Raw genomic sequence first — 21,703 nt, forward strand, 5'->3', positions numbered from 1 at the left:
AATATGGAGTTAATCATTCACATATTAATGCTGTTTATCGTGATTAACTGCAGTTTCAAACTCAGTTTCTGGAAACTTTGGCAAACCGTAATATACAGCCTGATAGCCGGTCTTTTTGTAGCCGGCACCTGGCAGTATGCTATTCTCCAGTCAAAGACACAGATTGCTGATTATCTGCAGAACACGGAAGCATTGCAAAACATGGCTATTATCATAACGCTTGAGTCAGCACTCTGCTTCGGCTATTGCGTGGCTTTCCTGCGCGGACTTTATGGTAAGAAGAATTTATGGTGGGCGGAATTACTTCGCTGGTATCCCAGCTTGTTGCTCTTCCCCGTATTATTCTACTATCTCACAGAAGCTATCTTCCGGTTACCTGGCGTAGACTTTTCAGTGACAGCCTGGTCACTTGCAGGGATAGTGGTTATCGCCATCCCATTATTAAGCCGGCTGATGAAGTATCTTGTACCCGAAGACGATCTCCGGTTGGAAGTTCATTTCCTTGTCAGCTTATTCATCTGTATCCTCGGACTACTGACCACTGTCAATGGGAAAACGACCTATGCTGCCACCGAGGAGGCACTCAACTGGAAAGCGATTATCTTGTCCATCGGTCTGTTCGTTGTCCTGTTTCTCATTGGATTTGCCTGGAACAAGCTGAAATGGCCTTTATTACAACGTAGAGAATTAAAAAAAAGAAGTAAAATCAATCAATAAAATATTATATGGAACTCATCTCTAAACTTTTATTCTGGGTAGCGAACAGTTTACTTATACCCGATATCATTATTTTGCTGTGCCTGTTCGTTCGTTCACTTATTTTGATCGGAGGCACCTACAACATGTACATGACCAAACGTAAAAATGACAAAGCACTGGACCAACTCATTAAAGATGCACGGATAGACGATCTGAAAGCAGCTTTACCCGACAAAGACAATTCACTATATATGGGTTATCTCCGCGATCTGCTCTACCATCCGGCCAGTGCAGATTACTCAGACTTCCTGATAACAAAATTCGAGAATGAAGCAGAGAAAGATGTGTCTCTTTCTAAAATGCTGGCTAAGATAGGTCCGGTTCTCGGATTGATAGGAACATTGATTTCCATGAGTCCGGCACTAGTTGGACTTTCTACAGGAGACATCTCCGGAATGGCATATAATATGCAGGTAGTATTTGCAACGACTGTTGTGGGTCTGGTTATTAGTGCTGTAGGATTGATATCCATGCAGTTCAAACAACGTTGGTATGCCAAAGATGTCAACAACCTCGATTATGTATCAAGAGTATTAAACGAAACAACCGGAGACCCCAATAATGAAAAGAAATAGAAGAGTCAGCAAATTCCTCAAAGAAGAGGATACCGACCCGCTAAGTGTAGTAGTAAACCTGTTCGACGTGGCGATGGTATTTGCCGTGGCATTGATGGTAGCAATGGTGATGCACATGAATATGACGGAAGTTTTCGGACAGGAAGATTTCACCATCGTGAAGAACCCTGGTAAGGAAAATATGGAAATCATCTCCAAGGAAGGAAAGAAAATCAATACTTACAAGCCTTCCGGTCAGAAAGAGGAGGATTCAGGAAAAAGAGGAAGAAAAGTGGGGATAGCCTACGAACTGGATAACGGTGAGATTATTTATGTTCCGGAATAAAAAAACAAGCCATCGAAATGAGTGATTCATTCCGATGACCTATCCCCTTTAAACACCTTTAAACAAAATGAAAATATGCCTCATATACTAACTAAACTAACTAACCCTCGAGGCATATTTTAAAGAGGCTGTCGCATCAACCTCTTTTTATCATAGACAAGCTTTCGCTCTCTAATCTTATTTACGAGCTTCGGCGATATAACCGAGAGCTTCTTCGCATTTGGCAGTTACATAAGCCCAGTCTTCTGCTGCCACCTTATCTTTCGGGAACAGTTTAGAGCCCATGCCTACACAGAATACACCGGCTTTAATCCATGCAGTCAGGTTTTCCTTAGTAGGTTCCACCCCACCTGTTACCATCAGCTTAGACCATGGCATCGGAGCCATCAAGCCTTTTACAAAGTTAGTTCCATAAACATCACCCGGGAATACTTTGCAAAGATCGCAACCTACTTCCTGTGCAAAACCAACTTCCGATACAGAACCGCATCCCGGAGTGTAAGCAACCGAACGACGATTACATACCTTAGCTATTTCAGGGTTGAACAACGGACCTACTACGAAGTTAGCACCCAGTTGCAAGTACATAGCAGCAGTAGCCGGATCAACGATAGAACCGATACCAATTGCCATTTCAGGACATTCTTTTGCTGCGAACTTAACGATTTCAGCAAATACTTCCTGTGCAAAGTCACCACGGTTTGTGAATTCGAAAGCACGAACACCACCGTCATAACAAGCCTTTACTACTTTCTTTGCAACTTCCACATCTTTGTGGTAGAATACAGGAACCATTCCTGTAGAGCCGATTTTATTTAATACGGCTATTTTATCGAATTTTGCCATCTTATTATTTACTATTTTAAATGAAATGATTTTTCAAACTCTCAACTCTCCATTCTCAATTCTCAACTTATTTACCTCTGTACGCGACCGCTTGCATCACCACCAGCCAATGCTTCTACTTCTTCAACAGAAACAAGGTTGAAGTCACCATTGATAGTATGCTTCAAAGCAGATGCGGCAACTGCAAATTCAAGGGCAGCACCCTGATTAGGTTTAGTCATCAAACCATGGATAATACCACCGGAGAAAGAGTCACCACCACCTACACGGTCAATGATCGGATCGATATCATAACGTTTTGAAGTATAGAATTCTTCACCGTTGTAGATCATAGCTTTCCAGCCGTTGTGAGTAGCAGAGAAAGATTCGCGCAAAGTAGAAACTACATATTTGAATCCGAATTCTTTCATCATTTGCTGGAAGATACCCTTGTAACCTTCAGCATCTGTGTGACCAGCTTCAACGTCAGCATCCGGTTTGAAGCCCAGACAAAGTTCTGCATCTTCTTCGTTACCGATACATACGTCTACAAACTGCATCAACGGTTTCATGATAGACTGTGCTTTTTCTTTCGTCCACAGTTTCTTACGGAAATTCAAGTCAACAGAAACAGTTACACCGTGACGTTTTGCAGCTTCACAAGCCAGACGAGTCAACTCGGCAGCCTTGTCAGAAATAGCCGGAGTGATACCAGACCAGTGGAACCAGTCAGCACCTTCCATGATTGCATCAAAGTCGAAATCAGCAGCGTCAGCTTCAGCAATAGCAGAGTGAGCACGGTCATAAATAACCTTGCTAGGACGCATAGAAGCACCTGTTTCCAAGTAGTAGATACCTACACGGTCGCCACCACGAGCAATAAAGTCTGTCTTTACACCATATTTACGCAATGCGTTAACAGCAGACTGTCCAATTTCGTGTTTCGGTAATTTAGTTACGAAATAGGCATCATGTCCGTAGTTGGCACAGCTTACTGCAACGTTAGCTTCACCACCACCATATACTACATCAAAAGAATCAGATTGAACAAAACGAGTATTGCCCGGAGTTGATAATCTAAGCATGATTTCGCCTAATGTAACGACTTTCTTTCCCATAATCTTATGTTTTAAATTCTAAGTTATTAATATTATGAACTTTCAATTTATCATTTTACGCCTATTTCTAGGGGTAACGCACTGATTATTTGTCTGTTAATCTATTATAAGGTCAACATCACATATCTTTCGTGTGCGGGCACAAAGATACAACAATTTTCGTAATTACAAAAATTGTTATATATTTGTATCGAAAATATTAAGATTATTATTGTGTGCGAGCACAAATACTTATATAAATTAAGGTTGTCGTATGAATAAATTGCCCGAAAGGATCAGAATCAAAGACATCGCCCGTTTAGCAGATGTATCGGTGGGAACAGTAGACCGTGTCATTCACGGGCGTAGCGGAGTGTCGGAAGCAAGCAAAAAACGTGTAGAAGAAATCTTGAAGCAGCTTGACTACCAGCCCAATATGTATGCCAGTGCTCTTGCATCCAATAAAAAATATACATTTATCTGTCTTTTGCCGGAGCATTTGGAAGGTGACTATTGGACAGCCGTAGAGCTGGGTATCCATGAAGCCATTGCTACTTATTCGGATTTTAATACCTCGGTAAAAATCAACTATTACGATCCATACGACTATCATTCTTTTGTCAACGCCAGCGAAGCGATCCTGGCGCTTCAACCGGACGGGGTCATGATGGCTCCCACTGCCCCTCAGTACACCAAAGGGTTCACCGACCGGTTGCAGGCGTCAGATATACCTTATATATATATAGACTCAAATATCAAGAATGTTCCTCCCCTCGCCTTCTTCGGGCAGAACTCACGTCAAAGCGGATATTTTGCCGCACGGATGATGATGTTGCTGGCACGCGATGAAAAGGAAATCGTTATTTTCCGCAAAATACATGAAGGAATTGTGGGCTCCAACCAACAAGAGAACAGAGAAATCGGTTTTAGACAGTACATGGAAGAACATCATCCGTCTTATAATATATTAGAGCTCGACTTGCACGCCGAACGCAATGACGAAGACAATGAAATGCTGGATGAATTTTTCCGTTCCCACCCGACTGTTAAGAACGGAATCACTTTCAATTCCAAAGTCTACATCATCGGCGAATACCTGCAAAGTCACGGAAAGAAAGATTTCAACCTGATAGGCTATGACCTTTTGGAACGGAATGTCGCCTGTCTGAAAGAAGGAAGTGTTTTTTTCCTTATCGCCCAACAACCGGAGCTGCAAGGCGCCAATGGAATTAAAGCCCTTTGCGATCACCTTATTTTCAAAAAAGAAGTGACCTGCATTAACTATATGCCCATTGACCTGCTGACGGTAGAAACAATAGATTATTATCATAACAAATAAAAGAGATACAACTTTACAAGTACATTACATGGAAACAAAGTATTTAAGAATTAATCCTGCCGACAACGTTGCCGTTGCCATTGTTAACCTCCCGGCAGGAGAGCATCTTTCTGTAGATGGCATTGAAATTACATTGAACGAAGACATTCCCGCCGGACATAAATTCGCATTGAAGAATTTTGCTGAAGGCGAAAATGTAATCAAGTACGGTTATCCTATCGGACATGCACGAATGGCAAAGAAACAGGGTGACTGGATGAACGAAACGAACATCAAAACCAACCTCGCCGGATTGTTGGATTACACTTACAACCCGATTCAGGTTTCTTTGGATATTCCTCATAAAGATCTTACATTCAAAGGTTATCGTCGCAAAAACGGTGATGTAGGGGTAAGAAACGAAATATGGATTATCCCGACGGTAGGTTGCGTAAACGGTATCATCGGTCAACTGGCTGAAGGACTGCGTCGCGAAACCGAAGGCAAGGGAGTGGATGCCATTGTCGCTTTCCCACACAACTACGGTTGCTCACAACTTGGTGACGACCACGAAAATACGAAAAAGATTCTTCGTGACATGGTGCTTCACCCCAATGCGGGCGCCGTATTGGTAGTAGGCTTGGGATGCGAAAACAACCAGCCGGACGTATTCCGTGAGTTTCTGGGCGAGTTTGATGAAGACCGCGTGAAGTTCATGGTTACTCAAAAGGTAGGTGACGAGTATGAAGAAGGAATGGAAATCCTGCGTGATTTGTATGCAAAGGCTTCTAAAGACGAACGCACCGATGTTCCTTTGTCCGAACTGCGTGTGGGATTGAAATGCGGTGGTTCCGATGGTTTCTCCGGCATTACGGCAAACCCGTTATTGGGTATGTTCTCCGATTTCCTGATTGCACAGGGAGGTACAAGCGTATTGACCGAAGTACCGGAAATGTTCGGTGCAGAAACCATCCTAATGAACCGTTGCAAAAACGAGGAACTGTTTGAACAGACCGTCCATCTGATTAATGACTTCAAAGAATACTTCCTGTCACACGGAGAGCCTGTCGGCGAAAATCCTTCTCCGGGAAACAAAGCCGGCGGTATCTCTACCCTGGAAGAAAAAGCACTGGGATGTACCCAAAAGTGCGGAAAGAGCTATGTATCCGGCGTGATGCCTTACGGCGAACGTTTACAGAAAAAAGGTCTTAATCTGCTTTCTGCTCCGGGCAATGACCTGGTTGCAGCCACCACCCTTGCTGCAAGCGGATGTCACATGGTGCTTTTCACCACCGGACGTGGTACTCCTTTCGGTACTTTTGTTCCAACCATGAAGATTTCCACCAACTCGACGCTGGCTAAAAACAAACCGGGATGGATTGACTTCAATGCTGGTGTAATTATAGAAAACGAACCGATGGAAAAGACTTGTGAACGCTTCATTGATTATATTATCAAAGTAGCAAGCGGTGAATTCGTAAATAACGAAAAGAAAGGTTATCGCGAAATTGCTATCTTTAAAACAGGTGTAACCTTGTAAACAGCTCTTTATCTGATAGAACAAATATATCGAAGATAAAAAGAAACATTGTTAGAACTATAGAGTTGCTATCCTCCACTCAATGATAAGTTGAACGGGATAGCAACTCTTTTTTGTATTACACCATATCGTCACCTGTTCTCTTAAAGGTAACACGGATTGTTTTATGAAAGGGAATAAAACGGGAAACCACAGCTATAACAACGGATATAACTAACAAATAACCCAGTATTTCTTTCAACGCAAGCAGCAGGCTTTGCTGTTGCAGGGTATTATATAAAGAGTTTGTTGCCAGCTGCGCAGCTTCATTATACGGATGCCCTTGTGCAATTGCATTGTTCAGAGACTGGTTATAACGTGTTGCCGACAACGGATCGGCAGTGGTGATAGTCTCCGATAAAGAATACATATATTTCTGCTGTAAGCGGTATAGTGCATTACTATAGAAAGAGGTTGCCAGAATAGGTGCCAATACGGAACGGAAAATAATCAGAAAGAAAGCGTTCGACAATAAGTATTTCGGATTCAAGTCCTCCACGGCAAACAAGGCGAAAGCTATAATCAAAGTCAACATACCCAACCCACGAAAAAATATAGGCAGGTAGAGCATTTCATACGTGCTATCCGGAGAGATGCCAAAATACAGGATCGCAAAGAAAATCACAAAACAACTCATCCCTCCCGCTATCAGAAAACGGAACCGCCAACGTTGCCATCGGAACCACCAGAAACAGATAAAAGCACCGACTACATATCCCGGAAGCAAATAAATATAAAGGGAATAGGTATGTGTAGTATCTACTTTCAGAATGACAGTCAGATAGTTAGTCAGCAATGTGGTCGATGTACTGAAAAACATCACAAGCATCATATAGAAATAACCTATAATCGCTTTGGGCTGGAATAAAGGAGCCAGACTTACATAAGGATTTTCCGAACGGCTCTGATACCAGATAAACAACGCAATCAACATAGGCGCTATGATGATATAGGCACAGATCTTACCGGAAGCCATCCAATCAAGTACTTTTCCATAATTGATAACGTACATCAGCATCAGTAACCCTACTGAAATAACAAACATCTCACGAATATGCAGATCAGACCATGCGACGGCTTTAATGGGACGGTTATGACGGAAACAGACGATAACAAATAAAATGGAAATCAAAATCAGTACCATCATAAAGTAATACATATACTTCCAGTTATAATGATACGCCAGTAAAGCCGTTACCAGCATCGAAGCCTGTCCCCCACCGTAAACCAACGGGTAAAAATAAGAATAAAACTCACTACGTACATTCTTCGGACTGAAAATCTTTTGGGCATAACGAATAAACCACAACATAAGAAATCCTTTCATAAAACCGACGGCAAAACTACAAACAATCAGAATATCTGCGTTTTGCGTACGTGCGCAAACCCAACTCAAGAAGAATTGCAGTACCAAATCAATCAACAACAGAGACTTCACAGAAAAGGCTGCCAGCACTTTAGGAATAATCGGATAAGCGATAGCCATGCCCGCTGAAGCAGCATAATATCCCATCGTTATATCTTCCGAATTAGTGCCCAGCGTGTTCGATACTTCCAGCATACTGCCTGTATATGAACCATTGAGCATCGTGACCGGGAGAATCACGATGAAAATACTGATAAGTCCAAGCCAATCGGGCACCCATTGACGAACAGGTGCCTCCAATTCTTTCATGGTAATCATTTGCGTAGAGCTTCTGTTTCCACCATCATCCCGGCTCTCAACTGCGCCATTTCTTCCGGAGAAACATCTTCCAAGTCAATCCGCACGGGTATTCGCTGTTGCACCTTTACAAAGTTACCGGCAGAGTTGTCCGTAGGAACCAGGGAATATTTAGACCCGGTTGCTTCGGAAATCGCGGTGACCTCTCCGTGAAAAGTCTTTCCGGGCACTGCATCTACTTTTACACGTACTTGCTGACCAATATAGATATTAGCAATCTGCGTTTCTTTATAATTAGCGGTAATCCATTTATCCTTGTTACGCACCAGATAAGAAATAGTCTGCCCGGCCGGCACATACTGACCGGGTTCAAGCGTGCGCCTGCCCATATATCCATCATAAGGAGCAGTGAGAACCGTATAAGAGAGACTCAACTTCGCCAAATCCAAATCTGCTTCCTTCCGCAAAATAGCAGCCTCCGCACCGGTTGTCTTCTTGCTTGTTTCCGCATATTGTGATAATGCCGCCTGTTTCTGCGCAACTAATGCCTGATAACGTGCCTTTGCCGCTTCATAAGCAGCTTTTGTCTGTTCATACTGCTGTTCCGGGACTGATTCTTCTTTTAACAGACGTTCAAAACGATGATAATCCTGTTCCAATTGCCAGAGTTTTGCTTTCGCTTCGGCAATGTTGGCATCCTGTACGGCAATATTCGTATGGGAAGTTTCAATTCCCGAATGAAGTACATCCTGCGAACCATGCGCATCCAACAATGCAGCTTCCGCTTCTTTCACCTTAATCTGATATTCACGATTATCAAGCACCAGCAGCGTATCTCCCTGACGGACATATTGATGCTCCTTAAAACGCACCTCCTTTATATAACCCGAAGCCCGGACATTCAAAGGAGCCACATATTGATCTACAAAAGCATCATTCGTCACTTCGTAATTAACGTAACGCCAAAAGTAAGTAGCCGTCCACCAAAGCCCGGAACCTGCCAAACAGATACACACTACATTTAATGCTATATTGCGAACTCTTACTTTTTTCAGTTTCTGCTGTTTTTCTTTCAATTCATTTGCCATAACAATTCACCCATAAATCATAAATCTGAAATCATAAATCATAAATCTCCACAAGCCTTCTGAAGTTGATAATAAGTATAAATCACACGAGTACGCGCATTGACCAACTGCAATTCTACATTCAAACGGACGGAATTTGCATCAAGCAAATCAGTCAGGATAGCCAACTGATTCAGGTAACGATTCTGCATGATACGATAATTCTCTTCCGCTTGTCGGACTGACAGCTTTAGAGCTTCCACCCTTTGCAACGCTTCCCGGTGGCGTAAAAAAGCCGAACGTACATCGACGCGGATTCCCTGCATCTTCTGCTCTTCCTCATTTTTCCGCAAGGATACCATCAGTTTGCTCTCTTTTATTTTATGGTTGTTCTTGTACAGTGACGATAAAGGATAGGAAACCGACACACCTACATTCCAGTTATTATTATACATATCTGCCAACGTACGTGAGATGGGGCGCGCCAAAGTATTCGACGCATAAAGCGACACACTGGGAAGAGAAAAGGACTTGACAGAACGGATTTCATTCCTCGCCAATTCTGTTTGTGCACGAAGCAGCCTCATCGCCGGATCATTCGCATAAGCCTGAACAATATAATCATCATACGGCTGCAAGGCAACTGCCTGATAAAGAACAGTAGTATCGGGTTTTAATAATAAATTCTCGTCCTGTCCCAATAAGATATCAAGTTGCTGCGATACAAGCGCAATGCTGTTTTCCGTTTCCTGTAGAGACAGGCGATCATTAGTCAACTGCATTTCGCTCCGCAACACATCATTGTTCGTTATCAAACCCTCCTTTTTCATCCGCCGTATATCGTGTAGCCGGAGTTCTGACTCCTCAATATTCCGCGCCAGTACCTCATGCTGCTTAAACAAACTAAACAGATTCATATACTGATTCAATAACCTTAGCTTTATTTCCGCCTGATCGGTCAATGTCTGTAATTCGGCAACTTGCTTTTCTATATCCGCTTTATGAATAGCGCTTCGGATTTTACCACCCTGATAGAGAGGCTGCGCAAAATCAATTGCATAGTTTTGTGACCAGTCCGGTGCTTCCGGATAGACAGGATCGGATAATCCCCGTTCCCAAACGACGGGTTGTCCTACAAATCCCCCTTTCAGTCCAATCTGCAATTCCGGCAACTGCGCAGAACGTGCGGTTCGCATCCGCTCCTGTGCCATGGATTCTTTCATTGCATCTGCCTGAAGTTGCAGATTATATTGCACTCCCCGTTCAAAAAGCTGATCGACGGTAAGGAACAAAGAATCTGTTTGTGCGTTGATGGAGGAAGTGACCCAAAGCAGGCAGGACAAAGCTGCCCAATATTTTTTATACATTTTCAAGTACATCGTATACACCTTTTAATTCAGATAACATCGTTTCAATGCTTTCTATACCAATAATCTTTTCTGCGTATACATAAACCTGATCGAGAATCGGACGAATCTGGTCTTTAAACTCCTCCCCTTCGGGAGTCAGGAATACCAGTTTATTACGACGATCGGCGGGATCTTCTTTACGGTACACATATCCTTTTTTCTCCAGATTATTCATCAAATTGGTCAGACAGGCTTTATCTTTTGCAATGCGTTCTGCCAATATCTGCTGACTGATTCCCTGCTCGTGCCATAAACTACTCAATACCTGAAGCATCTCAAACGTAATACCCGCGTTATTTTTTCTCAATGTCCGTTGCATAGACCGGCGGAAAGCCATACGGGTACGAACAATCTGCAACATGAGTTCTCTAAACTCTGCTCCTTCTCTCATTTTCTATAACCTTTTTACCTGTTTCGTTTCGGTGGCAAAGTTACATATTTCCGTCGAATTAGTCAAACGTTTGACTAATTTCATTTTTACACCATGTAGACATAATTCCTGTCCATTCGTTTATTCATTCATTAAATCACTATATATTAATGCATTAACATAGTACTCCAATCTTTATTATCAAAATATTCAAGCAAAAAGTTTGTTCATCTGAAATCTTTTATTTTACTTTGCAATACAAAGTACTTTTTATATGAATAAAGATAAAGCATTAGAATCGGTAAATGAGATAAAAGAGTTGATGGAAAAGTCCTCAAAGTTTATCTCTCTAAGTGGTCTCGCTGCAATCATGGCGGGCATTTACGCATTAGTTGGCGCATATATCGCCACACAAGTTATTACAACGGGCACTCATTTAATGGTTGCCCTTGAATTGATGGCTATAATAGCCTCGCTCGTATTGGTAGCTGCTGCGGTCACTGCTTGCATCCTGTCCTATTACAAATCCAAGAAGACAGGGCAAAAATTTTTCAGCCGCCTCACTTACCGGGCATTGTGGAATTTCTCTCTTCCAATGCTGACCGGAGGTGTTTTATGTATTTCCATCCTTATGCACGAGTATTACGACATTTTGGCTTCTGTCATGCTTCTATTTTATGGGCTGGCACTAGTCAACGTTTCCAAGTTTACTTATTCCAGCATCGTATGGTTAGGTTATGCTTTCATCTGTTTGGGCATCGTAGACTGTTTTTGGGAAGGTCATTCACTACTGTTCTGGACCATCGGTTTCGGCGGTTTCCATATCCTCTATGGTATATTGTTCTATTTACACTACGAAAGAAAGAGATCATAAATGATAGAAGCATTCCAATATATTAATAAAGCATTCGAAAGCAAGGTCCGACTGGGCATCATGGCTATTCTGATGGTAAATGAGGAAGCTGATTTCAATTTTCTGAAAGAACAGCTCTCTCTGACCGACGGCAATCTTGCCAGCCATACCCGTGCCCTGGAAGAACTGGGATATATCGTATGCAACAAAAGTTTTGTCGGACGAAAGCCACGGACTGTTTTTCAGGCAACCCCGCAAGGCAGAGAAGCTTTCAAATCGCATATTGAAGCCTTAGAGAAATTTCTAAAATCAAAATAAATAATTCATCAAAACACTACTGGCTTATGGACGCTTTCAATGAAAACTCAAATGAGCAACAGGCGCAGCAACCTATGGGGTGCCTCCACCGTTTCTCCAAAACAATCAAGGTTGTCATCATCGGATTATTAATCCTTCTCCTGATGATCCCCATGTTTATGATTGAGAATCTTATTTCCGAACGGGGACGAACCCAGGAAGAAGCTATCGACGAGGTAAGCGAAAAATGGAGTCTTGCACAGACCATCACTGGCCCTTACCTGAATCTCCAGTATCCGGTTGTCACTGAAAACAACGGTGAGAAGAAGATTTCCATCAAAGACCTGATACTTTTTCCTGACGAGCTTATGGTCAACGGACAACTGAAGACTGAAATCCTGAAAAGAAGTATCTATGAGGTCAATGTATATCAATCGGAACTGACATTGAAAGGGTCATTCAGTTCGGAAGAATTGAAAAAGAGCAGAATAGACATGGACCAGTTGCAGTTTGACAGGGCAGCTATTTGCTTGAACCTGACCGATATGCGGGGTATCAGCGAACAAATCAGCATCACTCTGGGAGATTCTGTTTATATATTCGAGCCTGGCATGGACAACAGAGGAATAGATAACACCGGAGTTCATGCAATCGCTAATTTATCGGAATTGAAGCAGAATAAAAAACTGCCTTATGAAATAAAAATCAAACTGAAAGGTTCACAGTCACTCAACTTTATTCCATTGGGTAAAACAACCCGTGTAGATCTGAAAGCCAACTGGAATACACCGAGCTTTACCGGAAACTATCTGCCTAACAACCGGAATATTACGGAGAAGGAATTTTCCGCACAATGGCAAGTCTTAAACTTGAACCGGAATTACTCACAGGTGATGGTTGACTTCAACACCTCAAATATCAAGGATATTGAGAGTTCCAGTTTCGGTGTGAACTTCAAAATTCCGGTGGAACAGTACCAACAGTCTATGCGTTCCGCAAAGTATGCTATTCTGATTATCTTACTGACTTTCGGAGTTATCTTCTTCACTGAAATCATGAACAAGACCCGCATTCATGCCTTGCAGTATTTATTGGTAGGACTGGCTCTCTGTCTATTCTACAGCCTACTCCTCTCCTTCTCCGAACACGTCGGCTTCAACCCGGCCTATTTGTTATCTTCTGCACTGACTATTATACTGGTAGGCGGATATATGTTCGGAATCACCAAGAAAAAGAAACCGTCATTAATCATGTCCGGTTTGTTGGCTATACTCTATATTTATATCTTTGTGCTTATCCAACTGGAGACTTTCGCATTATTGGCAGGTAGCTTAGGGCTGTTTATCATTCTGGCAATAGTGATGTATTTTTCAAAGAAAATAGACTGGTTTAATGAATAATCGGCTTTTCTTCTGAAACACTTGACAAATGGCTTTTTATTTTGTATCTTTGAGGAAACAAAAGCAATAAGAGGAATGAAAAATATAAGAAAAATAGAGACATAAAAAGCCTTTAAACTGATACATTTCAGTATTAGTACAGATATATCATAGGGCAATGATCTAACGATCATTGCCCTATTTTGTTTATATTTTTACTTAATTCATTCTATCGAATCTCTAAAAACGATCAAAATAGTTTTTAATAAAATCTGATACCGTTTATAATAAACTATCAAAAAGTTTATTATAAACAGAAAGTACGTTTATTAAGAGCGTAGTCCTTAATTGTAAAAATTGAGAAACACGTTTGCATACAATAGCAGGTCATTAATAAGTCTATTTATTCACACAGTAATAGAAATGGACATAATCATTATTTCATCCAAACGATTGGATACCCCAACTCTCTTTTGATTGCTTCCATTTCTGCACTGTGCCACATTTCATGTTTAAAGCTCCACGACAATGCTTCATATTTAGTTTCCGCAACAGGATGTTTAAACGGGAGAGGCTGCAAGCACTCTGCCAAAACATCATCATTCAGAGTTTCCAGATTCTCAATACAGATTTGATGAATTATTTCCGCTTGTTCTCTCAATTCAGCAACTGGAATCAAGCCCTCTTCTATGGAACGATGCAATGTTCCCATACCATTGAATATTCTATTATATTTTTGGATAGGCACTAACCGCCCCACCTTTTCGTTCACCCCGGTAACAGCTGTCAGTGTATGAAAATTCTGTGAAACAAGCAAATGTCCCACTTGCCAAATAAAGTTAGAATCTGTTCCTTCAGGAATAACATACCACAAATCTTCCGGCAATTCAGACATCAAACGATTCACAAATGTGCGAGCTTCTATAATCTGCTCCTTTAAAAAGTCAATTTTACTCATAACTATATGTTTTTAATTATACATATAGTTAGTGGAAAAGCAAATGAGCTTTGTGACAACTTACTGCAAGAATTTCTCCCAATAATTTTTCCTCGGTAGTTCTTTTTCAAACTTCCTATATAAATCGGCAAGCCTCATCATTCGTTGCACCATTGTATATTCTTTATCCATATCAATAGAATATACCGGTTTGCAAATGCGACATTTACAAGCACCATCGGGATTATATAACGGGCAAGTATCATTCATAAAAGCTGTGATTTTCTGAATGGAACGATTATAGATTTGCCGCACATTACTTTCTTTCAGTTCCATGATTTCGCCAATCTGTCGATAAGGCAACCCGATATTTTCTCTAAAGATAAAAATCAGACGAGCATCATTATTCAGACAATGATTTAAAGCGGTGATACACCAATCGCACCTTTCTTTTATCCATTCCCGCTTCGCTTCTTCCCCACCGGAATATTCAATTTCCGGCAACGAACGGAAATATTCGATTTCCGACATTTTCACATGCTTTTCACATGCTGCATATCTACCAATAGTGCGACGAGCGATAGTGTATATCCATGTAGAAATCTCCGAATCGCCTTTAAAGCTACTGATACTTTTGCAAAGTTCATACCACACTTCCTGTGCTGCTTCGCGGGCGATTTCTTTATTCTGAATCATCCGGTGAGCAATCATGGAAATCATATTTCCATATTCTTTCACCAAATGATTGATATCTATTTCCATCGTTACACACTAAAATGTTTTCTTCAAATATATCATATCCACCAACTGCACACCATCCTCATACATCGGATGATCGTAGTTGTCAGTAAAGAAATTCTTTATCCGGTGAGAAATCGCAAAACCACAATGTTCATAGAAAGACCTGGAAGAAGGTACATCTCCTGTGCCCACCAACATCTCAGAGCACCTCCCCTGATAATATTCAAATAAAAACTCTATTAAACGTTTTCCGTACCCCTGTCGTTGGAAGAAAGGAACAGTAGCAATATTCTTGATTTCATAAACACCTTCCCCCTCACGTGTCACCACACAAAGAGCTTTCAGCCCGTCATCATAAAGAACAAACATATCACCGCGTTCCAGATATCGGTCAATCATACTTTCTTGTTCATCAGCCAAGAGCAATAAATCAAGGAATTCTTTTTTATCTGAAATAACTTTTTTTATCTCCATATTATCTAGTTTGCCATAAAGATATAAAAAACTAAAATACCATACTCTACTTTAACGAAACTTATCCTGATATTTGGAATAAATAGATTATCTTTGTCTAGGAAAATAGGAATATACAATAATAGGAATCATGGAAAAAGAAAAAAAAATATCAGAAGAAAAAGAAGTCAAAGCCAAAGCGCAGAAACCGAAAAAAAAGAAAGTAAATAAGACATGGGAAGCATTTGGTAAACTAAAGGGAAGCCTTATAGTGAACGATCCTAAATTCTTACTATAAATGAGATATTTGATAGATACTAATATCTTTGTTTATGCAGTGATCGACAGAGACTCGTTAGATCGTGATGTAACAGCTATACTACAAGAGCCTGATACTGTACTTTATATGAGTGCAGAATCTGTTCGTGAATTGATTGTAGGATATCGAAATAAAGGTTTATGTTCCAAACGCTGGAAGTCAGTAGAAGCAATGGTCACTTCAATCGAAAAAGAGTTTTACATCAAAATACTTCCCCTGAAAAAAGAGCACATGCAGACTTATGCACGATTAGAAATTAATGAAGCACAAGGACATAAAGACCCTTCCGACCACGTTATCATCGCCCATGCCATTACCGAACATTTGCCACTTATCTCAAGCGACACCCGTTTTGAGTTTTATCGCACTCAAGGACTTGATTTGATATTCAATAAAAAATAAAGCACACGCTATACATGTATTTGTCTATGTTCTAAAATAGTACTCATATTCTCCAAGGCCCATCCCACCAGTCCTTCAATATGAGGAATCAATGTACCTCCTGTATCTGTCAAGCAATACTCCACACGGGGAGGTACTTCAGCATACACTTTCCGTTCAACTAATCCATCTGATTCCAAAGTACGCAATGTAACAGTCAACATTCTTTGAGAGACATCTTCTATCGTTTTATGAATATCACTAAAACGCATAGTTCCATTTGCGTTCAGCGTAATAAGCACCAGCATCGACCACTTATCTCCCAAGCGGCTAAGCACATCTCTTATCGGACAATTCCCCGTCGGATGAAAGTTTTTCATTCTTTAACGTTTTGTATTTTATTGAATTCCAGCAATAGTTACTTCTATGTAACTTCCTTATTTTCAAGTACGTTATTGCATTTCTCAAACAAGAAAGATACATTTGCATCACAAAAGTAATAAACTTACTAATAATAACTATTGTTTCATTTAAATAATTATGATTATGGCAAAGAAAGTTGCAGTTTTAGCAGTGAATCCGGTAAATGGTTGTGGATTATTCCAATATTTGGAAGCATTTTTCGAAAATGGCATTTCATATAAAGTATTTGCCGTATCGGATACGAAGGATATTAAAACAAATTCAGGAATCAGCCTGACAGTAGATGACGTGATCGCTAATTTGAAGGGACACGAAGATGAATTCGACGCACTCGTTTTCTCATGTGGCGATGCAGTGCCTGTATTTCAGCAGAATGCTGATAAAACCTACAATGTAGATTTAATGCAAGTCATTAAAACTTTCGGAGATAAGGGAAAAATAATGATCGGACATTGCGCCGGCGCAATGATGTTTGACTTTACAGGAATTACCAAAGGGAAGAAAGTAGCAGTTCACCCATTAGCCAAACCAGCCATTCAAAACGGAACAGCTACTGATGAAAAATCAGAGATAGATGGTAACTTTTTCACTGCTCAAGATGAAAATACCATTTGGACAATGATGCCACAGGTAATCAAGGCGTTAAAATAGACATTAATCAAGTCCTATACCACTTAAAGCAAGTTTAACATAAAAAAGAGCCAGAGAATTCATATAATATAAGTATTCCGGCAAATTTAATCATGGAAATAGTTTTTTAATCCGTTTTTTCATTATTTTGTAACTGTAAAGGAAACAACCTATTAAAATATCACGGACAAACATTTCCCATGAATATAAAAAAATGCTTATGGCTCTTTTTTTATGTTTCCTATCTGCGCCATTCATCCAAGCACAAAGAAACTATATATATTCCGAATTATATTTTAGATTTTCAGCGGTTTGACACAACCATTTGAGGAATAAACATTTAGCGGAGTATTTGAGAAATAACAGTAACGGATTGGCAACCGTACGGTTTTCAGCGGTTTGCGGTGCTATGCTGTCAAATAACTCCCTCATTTGCAAATATAATCTCTTTTTCCGAAAGAACGAACTTTCACGGCACTTTTTACCCTGATAACAACCGTTGTTTTACGCTTTCCATATTTTCTGTTGTTTGCAACTGCACAACGGACGGAAATTGCGGTGTTATATGCAATCTGTCAATTGGCACGATAATTTTACTTGGTTGGGTTCAGATAATTGATACAATTCTTTTCAATCTTGTCTAAAATATGAAGAAATGTATCTTGTTCTTCTTGTGATATACCTTTTAATGAGATGTTTAGAGATAGCATTTGACATTTATTTATATGCGGCATAATTGTTTTTACTTTATCGGTGCAATATAAAAGAACACTCCGTCCATCTTTATGATTTTTCCGCTTGATGATATATCCGTTTTTGGATAATTTTTCAACTATTCTCGTAACATTAGCAAAGTCTTTTTGCGACTGCGTGACTAAATCACCAATGGTCTGACCATCGTTTTCCCATAAATAGACTAAGATAACCCACTGTTCCGGTGTTATGTTCAGCCCCTCTTCTGATATGATTTGATATATTTGACGTTTGATTATACCAGAAAGTTTGGCTATTTTGTGATTTACCATTTTATCTATATCCATATTATTTGGTTTGTTAAAAGCTGAAAAATATATTTGTCATAACAAATATAGTTATAATGTAATTAGTAACCAAATGGAAGTAAGCGTTTTTATAGAAAATATCCAAAAGGCTTTCGGAGAAAAGGTGCAATTACCCTTTGCATTTTGGTATTCCGATGAACAGATTAATGATGATTTGAAAAAAATCAACGGTTGTTTTTTTAAGGAGTTTGAAAAGCTGATTGGTGGTGAACCGATATCTTTGAGTGCCGATAGAATCGGGTGTATGGGTGGTAAGTTCTATACTGGTTTTTCGACCATGAATGAAAAAATGCCTATGTTTGTTTCAAGCAAAGAAAAATATAAGAAGTCTTCAGAATTGGTTCTTGATTTCGTGGAAAAGGCAAATGTGCAGATGACGACAATGCGGTATTTGAATATTTCACCTATTACTGAACTTGAAAACTTTAATAATGTGGTGGGAATTTTCTTTTTGGCTACCCCTGATATGCTTTCAGGACTTGCTTCATGGACATTTTACGATAACAATTCGGATGATGCAATTACTGTAAAATTTGGTTCAGGATGTTCTTCTATTTTTTCAGAAGCAGCATTGGAAAACAGCAAAAATGGGAAACGTACATTTATTGGACTGTTTGACCCCTCTGTGCGTCGCTATATCCATGAGAATATATTAAGTTTTACTATACCAATATCACGTTTTCGGGAGATGTATTATACGATACAAGATAGTTGTTTGCCGAACACACCTGCATGGGGAAAAATTAGAGAACGGATTTGTCGGGAGTGAAGTGTAGGCCCATCCTTAATTATCAGAACAATTAAAGATGGGCATATTGTCGTATGTTGTGACTTAAATCCCCGATTGCTTTTCCTTGGCTGCCGTATGCTCTGCCTTAGTTTCTCAAACAGCTCTCTGAACCATTCTGCAATAGGTTTCCTGTCAATTTTGAGCACCTGTTTTGTCTGTATGGCCTTTCAACATTTGAAAAGTTACCTTTTCAGTTGTGAACGTGCGTTTGTGTTCCTCCGAATAGAGCTCACCTGCATACTTCAACAGTCTGCCGCAAACGAGTATAGCTGTCTGCCTCTCGTCGAAGCCGATAATCCAGCAAAGGTTCTCTATTCTCAGGACTTCTTTCGCCAACGGGAACCAAGCGCACTATCCACAAGCTGTGTAAGCCTTGATACCTCTTTGTTGTGCTCTGCAGGAGAACAAGAACTTGTAATTTCCTCATTTAACTTCGATTTTTTTAATAAATTTGGCAGGGTTGCCAGCTACAATTGTCATAGGCGGTACATCTTTGGTTACCACGCTGCCGGCTCCGACAATTGCACCGTAACCGATACGCACTCCCGGTAGTATAGTCGAATTGATACCAATCCATGCTTTGTCCTCGATGACAATCGGACGACCATAGGTGGCACTGCGATTTTCCGGATTCGGATCGTGGTTAATCGTAATCAGATTGACTTTAGGACCGATAAATACATCATTGCCTATCGTGATACCGCCACGACCAAAGAACGTACAGCACTGTTGTATAAAGCACCCTTTGCCGATAGTGATTGGTTTACCATAATCTATATAGAGCGGCGGCAGCACAGTCGTACTCTCTTCGAGTGGCTTGTCGAGAATCCGCCCCATATACTCATGCACCTCTTCAGGAGTGCGATAACCTGTATTCATTTCAGTCGCAGTCTTGATAGTTGCAAAAATATCGTTAATCAATGCCTCGTAACCCTGCTCATTGGGCGAAACCATTTCACCCGACAAATCTTTTTCAAAAATATTCTTCATACTTTCCATGTTTTTATGTTTCTGATGCAAAGGTAATGGAAATGTCACACAACGACTTTGCTGTATGGTTCAAAATGCTTTGCTGCAAGGTTCAGGAATAAAAAAGTCCCGCAATCTATGCGAGACCCGTTTCATGCTGTAAATACCCTTTTGGAGAAATACCGTATCTTTCTTTATAAATCTTCGAGAAGTGTGAGAGATTCTTGAATCCAACCTCCAAACAAATTTCCGACACCTTGCGTCCGCCCTTCCGTATCAACTCATGAGCGGCTTCGAGACGGCGATGAATCAGCCATTCGCGTGGGGAGAGCGTACTGCACTTTTTGAAATCCCGCTTGAACGTGGACAAACTGCGCCCAGTATAGTTGGCAATCTCTTCCATCGATATGTCATTCATGTAATTACTCTCCAGAAAATCCAATATGTCGATTTTCCACGGGTCAGTAAAATCGAAAACCGAAGCATACAGATTCTTACTTGTATTGAGTAGCACATACATTCCCTCGACCATTTTTAGTTGCAGTAACTCTTCTGTCGGTTCAATGTTTGAATTGAAATAAGGAGTCATGGATTCGAACAAGCTTACGATGTCGGGGCGGTTGGAGGGCAACTTACACAGACTTATCTTATTCCGTTTGGCATCTTTGGGCAGGGTGTTTTTATCTAACCTATTATAAAAGCTACGCAGAAATTTCGGGGAAAACATCAAGAAAATAGCTTTGAACTGTTCTCCGTTCCATGCTTGCTTGGTCATCTGTACACTGAAATCCTTGCGGATAAATGCACACTCTCCTTTATGCAATCGGGTCGTTTTACCCTTCTCCTCTATGACTATTTCACCTGAGTACATATATACTAAAACATGGGAATGATTCCGATGCAAGCAACTTTTTCCATCATCGAAATACATCGCCAAAAAAATATCTGAATAACGTAGTGTATTGATTCCGTCTGTCATTTCTTCTATTTGATTATAACAATGATTTCTTTTGCAAAGATAACTCTTTTCAAAAGAAATTATTTTGTTGTATGGCTCAAAGTGTCTTGCCTTTTTCTTTTTATAATATCATAGCTTCAGCAATGTTTCCTGCTTGATGCCGATACCGAGATAGGCGTCTTTGAGTTTGGCGGCGGTACATAACCGTCCGTCTGCATCAGTTCTTGATAACGGCGGTTTACCTCCACACGGATTTTATCTACCGCAAGGTTGATTCTCTGCGCTTCGACGCTCTTGCCCGAAGCACGGCTGTTCTTCACGTCCCACAGCCGTGGGGAAACGTCCATCTTGCAACTGAACTGTTTAATCTCACCGTCCACCGTGATACGGCACATCAGAGGCAGGTTGCCGTTTGGCTTCGAGGTGGTATTTCGTTGGCTCTGCCCCATAGAAAAACAAAGCGTAACGAACGCTCTATCAGCCAATTCGCTACGCTTTGCCCAAATTTACTTTTTCGCTATGTGT

25 protein-coding genes and 2 pseudogenes are annotated in these 21,703 nt (G+C 40.6%); 12 read left to right on the plus strand and 15 right to left on the minus strand.

What is annotated here, in order from left to right:
• The first annotated feature begins 3 nt into the window (after positions 1 to 3).
• The 3 genes from H8S63_RS16130 to H8S63_RS16140 are packed head-to-tail and all read left to right on the plus strand — an operon-like array spanning position 4 to position 1,659.
• Entirely contained in the window at positions 4 to 717 is a 714-nt protein-coding gene (locus H8S63_RS16130; RefSeq protein WP_074560311.1) for a hypothetical protein, read from the plus strand.
• A gap of 8 nt (positions 718 to 725) precedes the next feature.
• Complete coding sequence (locus tag H8S63_RS16135) at positions 726 to 1,334, plus strand: MotA/TolQ/ExbB proton channel family protein (protein ID WP_186927367.1); 609 nt, start codon at positions 726 to 728, stop codon at positions 1,332 to 1,334.
• The gene (locus tag H8S63_RS16140; RefSeq protein ID WP_004300151.1) at positions 1,321 to 1,659 is read left to right on the plus strand and encodes a DUF2149 domain-containing protein; all 339 of its coding nucleotides are present in this window, start codon (positions 1,321 to 1,323) and stop codon (positions 1,657 to 1,659) included. The genes H8S63_RS16135 and H8S63_RS16140 overlap by 14 nt, the downstream gene beginning before the upstream one ends.
• Positions 1,660 to 1,836: 177 nt before the next feature.
• Here the strand turns inward: H8S63_RS16140 and H8S63_RS16145 are convergent, their stop codons facing one another.
• Positions 1,837 to 2,505, minus strand: coding sequence for a bifunctional 4-hydroxy-2-oxoglutarate aldolase/2-dehydro-3-deoxy-phosphogluconate aldolase (locus H8S63_RS16145; protein WP_007752093.1), 669 nt, complete (start codon positions 2,503 to 2,505; stop codon positions 1,837 to 1,839).
• A 71-nt stretch (positions 2,506 to 2,576) separates the two neighbouring features.
• Entirely contained in the window at positions 2,577 to 3,602 is a 1,026-nt protein-coding gene (locus tag H8S63_RS16150) for a sugar kinase (RefSeq protein ID WP_007752090.1), read from the minus strand.
• A gap of 253 nt (positions 3,603 to 3,855) precedes the next feature.
• Between H8S63_RS16150 and H8S63_RS16155 the strand changes: the two genes are divergently transcribed.
• A complete protein-coding gene (locus tag H8S63_RS16155; protein WP_186927368.1) occupies positions 3,856 to 4,920 on the plus strand; it encodes a LacI family DNA-binding transcriptional regulator in 1,065 nt (354 codons plus the stop codon).
• A 28-nt stretch (positions 4,921 to 4,948) separates the two neighbouring features.
• Positions 4,949 to 6,439 carry a UxaA family hydrolase gene (locus H8S63_RS16160; protein ID WP_118407776.1) on the plus strand — a complete coding sequence of 497 codons (1,491 nt, stop codon included), beginning with the start codon at positions 4,949 to 4,951 and terminating at the stop codon, positions 6,437 to 6,439.
• Positions 6,440 to 6,557: 118 nt separating this feature from the next.
• Here H8S63_RS16160 and H8S63_RS16165 read toward each other — a convergent pair whose 3' ends face one another.
• From H8S63_RS16165 to H8S63_RS16180, 4 genes are read right to left on the minus strand one after another with little or no spacing between them, the layout of a single operon-like run.
• A complete protein-coding gene (locus H8S63_RS16165; RefSeq protein ID WP_186927369.1) occupies positions 6,558 to 8,162 on the minus strand; it encodes an MFS transporter in 1,605 nt (534 codons plus the stop codon).
• A complete protein-coding gene (locus H8S63_RS16170) occupies positions 8,159 to 9,229 on the minus strand; it encodes an HlyD family secretion protein (protein ID WP_186927370.1) in 1,071 nt (356 codons plus the stop codon). Before H8S63_RS16170 ends, H8S63_RS16165 begins: the two co-directional genes overlap by 4 nt.
• Before the next feature lie 38 nt (positions 9,230 to 9,267).
• On the minus strand, positions 9,268 to 10,587 hold the full coding sequence (locus H8S63_RS16175; RefSeq protein WP_186927371.1) for a TolC family protein: 1,320 nt from the start codon (positions 10,585 to 10,587) through the stop codon (positions 9,268 to 9,270).
• The gene (locus tag H8S63_RS16180; RefSeq protein ID WP_004317834.1) at positions 10,568 to 11,008 is read right to left on the minus strand and encodes a MarR family winged helix-turn-helix transcriptional regulator; all 441 of its coding nucleotides are present in this window, start codon (positions 11,006 to 11,008) and stop codon (positions 10,568 to 10,570) included. The genes H8S63_RS16175 and H8S63_RS16180 overlap by 20 nt, the downstream gene beginning before the upstream one ends.
• 253 nt (positions 11,009 to 11,261) lie before the next feature.
• On the opposite strand from H8S63_RS16180, the gene H8S63_RS16185 reads away from it, so the two are divergent.
• The 3 genes from H8S63_RS16185 to creD are packed head-to-tail and all read left to right on the plus strand — an operon-like array spanning position 11,262 to position 13,537.
• Positions 11,262 to 11,861 (plus strand): hypothetical protein, encoded by a 600-nt coding sequence (locus tag H8S63_RS16185; RefSeq protein ID WP_186927372.1) that lies wholly within the window; start codon positions 11,262 to 11,264, stop codon positions 11,859 to 11,861.
• On the plus strand, positions 11,862 to 12,158 hold the full coding sequence (locus H8S63_RS16190; protein WP_004313179.1) for a transcriptional regulator: 297 nt from the start codon (positions 11,862 to 11,864) through the stop codon (positions 12,156 to 12,158).
• 26 nt (positions 12,159 to 12,184) lie between these two features.
• The gene (gene creD, locus H8S63_RS16195) at positions 12,185 to 13,537 is read left to right on the plus strand and encodes a cell envelope integrity protein CreD (RefSeq protein WP_186927373.1); all 1,353 of its coding nucleotides are present in this window, start codon (positions 12,185 to 12,187) and stop codon (positions 13,535 to 13,537) included.
• A gap of 415 nt (positions 13,538 to 13,952) precedes the next feature.
• Here creD and H8S63_RS16200 read toward each other — a convergent pair whose 3' ends face one another.
• From H8S63_RS16200 to H8S63_RS16210, 3 genes are read right to left on the minus strand one after another with little or no spacing between them, the layout of a single operon-like run.
• Positions 13,953 to 14,474 (minus strand): DinB family protein, encoded by a 522-nt coding sequence (locus H8S63_RS16200; protein ID WP_186927374.1) that lies wholly within the window; start codon positions 14,472 to 14,474, stop codon positions 13,953 to 13,955.
• 60 nt (positions 14,475 to 14,534) lie between these two features.
• Positions 14,535 to 15,215 carry an RNA polymerase sigma factor gene (locus tag H8S63_RS16205; RefSeq protein WP_186927375.1) on the minus strand — a complete coding sequence of 227 codons (681 nt, stop codon included), beginning with the start codon at positions 15,213 to 15,215 and terminating at the stop codon, positions 14,535 to 14,537.
• A gap of 9 nt (positions 15,216 to 15,224) precedes the next feature.
• Positions 15,225 to 15,668 carry a GNAT family N-acetyltransferase gene (locus tag H8S63_RS16210; RefSeq protein ID WP_186927376.1) on the minus strand — a complete coding sequence of 148 codons (444 nt, stop codon included), beginning with the start codon at positions 15,666 to 15,668 and terminating at the stop codon, positions 15,225 to 15,227.
• Between the two features lie 130 nt (positions 15,669 to 15,798).
• Between H8S63_RS16210 and H8S63_RS16215 the strand changes: the two genes are divergently transcribed.
• Together H8S63_RS16215 and H8S63_RS16220 are read left to right on the plus strand one after the other, a co-directional pair.
• Positions 15,799 to 15,945, plus strand: coding sequence for a hypothetical protein (locus tag H8S63_RS16215; protein ID WP_007752051.1), 147 nt, complete (start codon positions 15,799 to 15,801; stop codon positions 15,943 to 15,945).
• Positions 15,946 to 16,368: a type II toxin-antitoxin system VapC family toxin gene (locus H8S63_RS16220; protein ID WP_007752050.1), complete on the plus strand. Its 423-nt coding sequence runs from the start codon at positions 15,946 to 15,948 to the stop codon at positions 16,366 to 16,368.
• An 8-nt stretch (positions 16,369 to 16,376) separates the two neighbouring features.
• On the opposite strand, the gene H8S63_RS16225 is transcribed toward H8S63_RS16220, so the two are convergent.
• Positions 16,377 to 16,727: a helix-turn-helix domain-containing protein gene (locus H8S63_RS16225; protein WP_186927377.1), complete on the minus strand. Its 351-nt coding sequence runs from the start codon at positions 16,725 to 16,727 to the stop codon at positions 16,377 to 16,379.
• Between the two features lie 166 nt (positions 16,728 to 16,893).
• Between H8S63_RS16225 and H8S63_RS16230 the strand changes: the two genes are divergently transcribed.
• Positions 16,894 to 17,421: a DJ-1/PfpI family protein gene (locus H8S63_RS16230; RefSeq protein ID WP_186927378.1), complete on the plus strand. Its 528-nt coding sequence runs from the start codon at positions 16,894 to 16,896 to the stop codon at positions 17,419 to 17,421.
• Positions 17,422 to 17,993: 572 nt separating this feature from the next.
• On the opposite strand, the gene H8S63_RS16235 is transcribed toward H8S63_RS16230, so the two are convergent.
• Complete coding sequence (locus H8S63_RS16235) at positions 17,994 to 18,440, minus strand: MarR family winged helix-turn-helix transcriptional regulator (protein ID WP_186927379.1); 447 nt, start codon at positions 18,438 to 18,440, stop codon at positions 17,994 to 17,996.
• A 73-nt stretch (positions 18,441 to 18,513) separates the two neighbouring features.
• On the opposite strand from H8S63_RS16235, the gene H8S63_RS16240 reads away from it, so the two are divergent.
• A complete protein-coding gene (locus H8S63_RS16240) occupies positions 18,514 to 19,230 on the plus strand; it encodes a DUF169 domain-containing protein (protein ID WP_186927380.1) in 717 nt (238 codons plus the stop codon).
• A gap of 62 nt (positions 19,231 to 19,292) precedes the next feature.
• On the opposite strand, the pseudogene H8S63_RS16245 reads toward H8S63_RS16240, so the two are convergent.
• The 4 genes and pseudogenes from H8S63_RS16245 to H8S63_RS16260 all read right to left on the minus strand — a co-directional run.
• Positions 19,293 to 19,599, minus strand: a pseudogene (locus tag H8S63_RS16245) (mobilization protein); the annotation flags it as partial.
• 75 nt (positions 19,600 to 19,674) lie between these two features.
• The gene (locus H8S63_RS16250; protein WP_186927381.1) at positions 19,675 to 20,241 is read right to left on the minus strand and encodes a DapH/DapD/GlmU-related protein; all 567 of its coding nucleotides are present in this window, start codon (positions 20,239 to 20,241) and stop codon (positions 19,675 to 19,677) included.
• A gap of 115 nt (positions 20,242 to 20,356) precedes the next feature.
• Positions 20,357 to 21,199 carry an AraC family transcriptional regulator gene (locus H8S63_RS16255; protein WP_186927382.1) on the minus strand — a complete coding sequence of 281 codons (843 nt, stop codon included), beginning with the start codon at positions 21,197 to 21,199 and terminating at the stop codon, positions 20,357 to 20,359.
• Positions 21,200 to 21,310: 111 nt separating this feature from the next.
• Positions 21,311 to 21,627, minus strand: a pseudogene (locus tag H8S63_RS16260) (Arm DNA-binding domain-containing protein); the annotation flags it as partial.
• Positions 21,628 to 21,703: the final 76 nt, after the last annotated feature.

The sequence above is a fragment of the Bacteroides sp. NSJ-39 genome, from assembly GCF_014287315.1.
Taxonomy (GTDB): Bacteria; Bacteroidota; Bacteroidia; order Bacteroidales; family Bacteroidaceae; genus Bacteroides; species Bacteroides finegoldii.